The 2881-nt window shown below is 67.3% G+C and carries 4 protein-coding genes; all 4 read left to right on the plus strand.

The genetic code is table 11. The annotated features are described in order from the left end of the window. Positions 1-364 (plus strand): tyrosine-type recombinase/integrase (locus ACZ5SK_RS48450; protein WP_468578105.1); only part of this gene is annotated, 364 nt, incomplete at its 5' end. After that, a complete protein-coding gene (locus tag ACZ5SK_RS48455) occupies positions 361-687 on the plus strand; it encodes a helix-turn-helix domain-containing protein (protein WP_329164893.1) in 327 nt (108 codons plus the stop codon). The genes ACZ5SK_RS48450 and ACZ5SK_RS48455, both read left to right, overlap by 4 nt. After that, a complete protein-coding gene (locus tag ACZ5SK_RS48460; protein ID WP_334575058.1) occupies positions 687-2264 on the plus strand; it encodes a hypothetical protein in 1578 nt (525 codons plus the stop codon). The genes ACZ5SK_RS48455 and ACZ5SK_RS48460 overlap by 1 nt, the downstream gene beginning before the upstream one ends. A 42-nt stretch (positions 2265-2306) precedes the next feature. Next, positions 2307-2816, plus strand: a complete 510-nt coding sequence (locus tag ACZ5SK_RS48465) for a hypothetical protein (RefSeq protein WP_334575057.1) — start codon at positions 2307-2309, stop codon at positions 2814-2816. Positions 2817-2881: the final 65 nt, after the last annotated feature.

Below are 2881 nucleotides of genomic sequence, written 5' to 3' on the forward strand. Positions count from 1 at the left end.
CTGGGGCCAGTTCGACGACGATCACACACGCCCCGGTGCCCCGCTGTTTCCCTCCGAGCGCAAGAGCACCGATGGCTCCTCCCGCCGGGTGGGCGACGACGCCCTGCGAAGCGGGCTCAAGGGCGCGGCCAAAGCGCACCTGCCGGGGTGGGGCGAGACGCTGACTCCGCACGTCCTTCGACATTTCTGCGCGTCCCAACTCTACCGAAACGGGCTTGACTTGATCGCAATCCAGGAGGTTTTGGGGCACTCCTGGATCGCTACGACCATGCGATACATCCACGTGCAGCAGACCCGGGTTGAAGATGCCTGGGTCGCCGGAACGGAACGGGCCGCGAAGCGGCTGGAAGGACTGGTCCGATGAGGTGGAACCTACGGCTGACCGCCGCGAACAAGGGCGTCTGGAAAGCCTCCGAGCTCCAGCGGAGCCTGGCAGAGCACGGCCTGGTGATCTCGGCCGGGAAGATGTCCGGACTGTGGTCCGGCCAGCCCGTCTCACTCAAGCTGGAGGACCTTGACGTCATCTGCGTCGCCCTCGGCTGCGAGATCAGCGATCTGCTGATCCCCGAGCCGGAGAAAGTCCGGCGCCCCGGCGAGGAGACCGGCCTGCAGGCCGCCGTTGCAGCTGGCCCGGCCCCGGTGGTGGTTCCGCGTCGCCGTGACGGCCGGTCTCTGCCGCCGATGTGATGGCCTACGTTCTGCCGGCGGGCAAGTGCAAACCGCCAGCCAGTTGCCCGACCTGCTTCGGCTGGGGCGTGCTGCCCGGCCGCGCCTGCGGCGCATGCGAGAGTTTCCGCCGCAACGAGGAGCCTGCCGAATGCAGCGGCTGTCGGCGAACAGTGCGGTTGAAGAAGGGCTACTGCCGTCTGTGCTGGCATCAGGCGAGCCAGGACGCCAGGGGACAAGTCACCGTCTTGGAGCCCTACTTGGAGAAGGTGCAGCATCATCAACTGTTCTTCACCAACCTCCACCGTCCGCGTCAACCCGGCCCTCCCAGAGGTAAGCAGGGACGACGTCGGGGTCGCCCGCGCCACCCCGACCCGACCCCCGCCCACCGGCCGGTCTCCGGCTGGCTCCAGCCGCCGCTGTTCGAGGCCCGCCGAGATTTCACCCGGTTCAATCGCCAGGAACATGCCCGGCTCGACAACCCGTGGCTGGCCTGGGCCCGGCATAGCGCACATCGTCTCGGCGAAGCACATGGCTGGCCTCGCGGTGTCCGCCTCGACGTCGGCCGAGCCCTGGTCATCGTGCTGTCCAGCCATGCCAGCGGCGAAGTCGTGCGGCACTCCGAGATCTTCCCGGCCCTGCGATCCCGCGGGCTCAGCGTCCAACGCACAGTGGAAGTACTCGCCGACATCGGCGTCTTCCAAGACGACCGGACGCCGTCGTTCGAACAGTGGCTAGAGCGCAAGCTCGAAGGCATCGCCCCCGGAATCCGCCGTGACGTGGAGCACTGGGCCCGCCTCCTGCACGACGGTGGCCCCAGGTCCCAGCCCCGCGACGAGGCCACGGTCTGGGGCTACCTCAACCGGATCCGTCCTGTCCTGCTGGAGTGGTCTGTCCCCTACGGCCATCTGCGCGAGGTGACACGCGACGACGTCCTCACCCAGCTCGATGCCCTCCACGGCAGCCAGCGACGGCACACGCTCATCGTGCTGCGGTCGCTGTTCGGCCGAGCGAAGAAGAGCGGCACCATCTTCAAGAATCCGACCAGCCGCATCCGCGTTGGCCAGCACGAGTACGGCATCCTCCAACCCCTGGAGCCCGAGCACGTCAACAACTCCGTTGCCGCGGTCGCCAAGCCGGCGGACCGGCTGGTCCTCGCGCTCGCCGCGGTGCACGCCGCGCGATCCGGTGCGATCCGGCGCCTTCAACTCGACGACCTCGACACCGGCAATCGCAAACTCGTGATCGACGGCCGGGTCCGGCCTCTGGACGCGCTGACACTGCACGTCGCCCGCGAGTGGCTGGACCACCGACGCTGCCGCTGGCCCGACACTGCTAACCCGCACCTGTTGATCAACAAGTTCACCGCCTTGGGCACCGGTCCGGTCAGCGCGCTCTCCTTGACCACACCGCTTCGCGGCCAGGCCGCCACCCTGGAACAGTTCCGCGTCGACCGGCAGCTCGAAGAAGCCCTCGTCCATGGTCCTGACCCCCTCCACCTCGCCGAGGTCTTCGGACTCGATGCGAAGACCGCGATTCGCTACACGGACTCCGCGCGGGCGCTGTTGGAACAGGCCGCTGAACAGCAGCTTCGATGAAACCTGCTCGACCGGACGCACGATGAAGGCAATCATGAGCGAGTGACCTCGACCGAAGCAGCAGCAACCGCTCTACAGGACCATGCCGTCCTCTGGAGCATGGGCGAGATCCGCGCAACCGACGTCGTCACTGCCGCCTGTGATGCACTCGTTGCCGGCCTCGACAGTCCTGCCCTGCGGATCTTGGCCGCGTGCACACGCGCGGAGGCGGATTACGACGTCCCCGATCTCCTTCCACCGGCACTCGACGAACTGGGCCTCACCTTCCACCCAGCCGGCAGCGTTGCCGGACAGGAAGCCGCCGCGCGAGCACTTGCCGCCCGGATGCTGGCCGGCGAACTGACACCACGCGAGCTGGCCTTCCGGATCCACCAGCGCTTCGGACACGAGCTGCCTCTGGCCGAACGACTCGCCAACCTGGACGACGACTACGACGTCCTCGAATACGGCGACAGAACACAGGCACAGGTCGACGCCGAGGTCACGACCGAAGCTCTTCGGCTTGCACAGCATCCTCGTGTTCCAACCGAACCCACGGATCTACCCACCTGAAGCAGACCGGCGGACCCGTGGGTTCAAGCTGAAGGACCTTCGGCTTCCTTGAACCCACGGGGATC

The sequence above is a fragment of the Streptomyces sp. NPDC031474 genome, assembly GCF_055581185.1.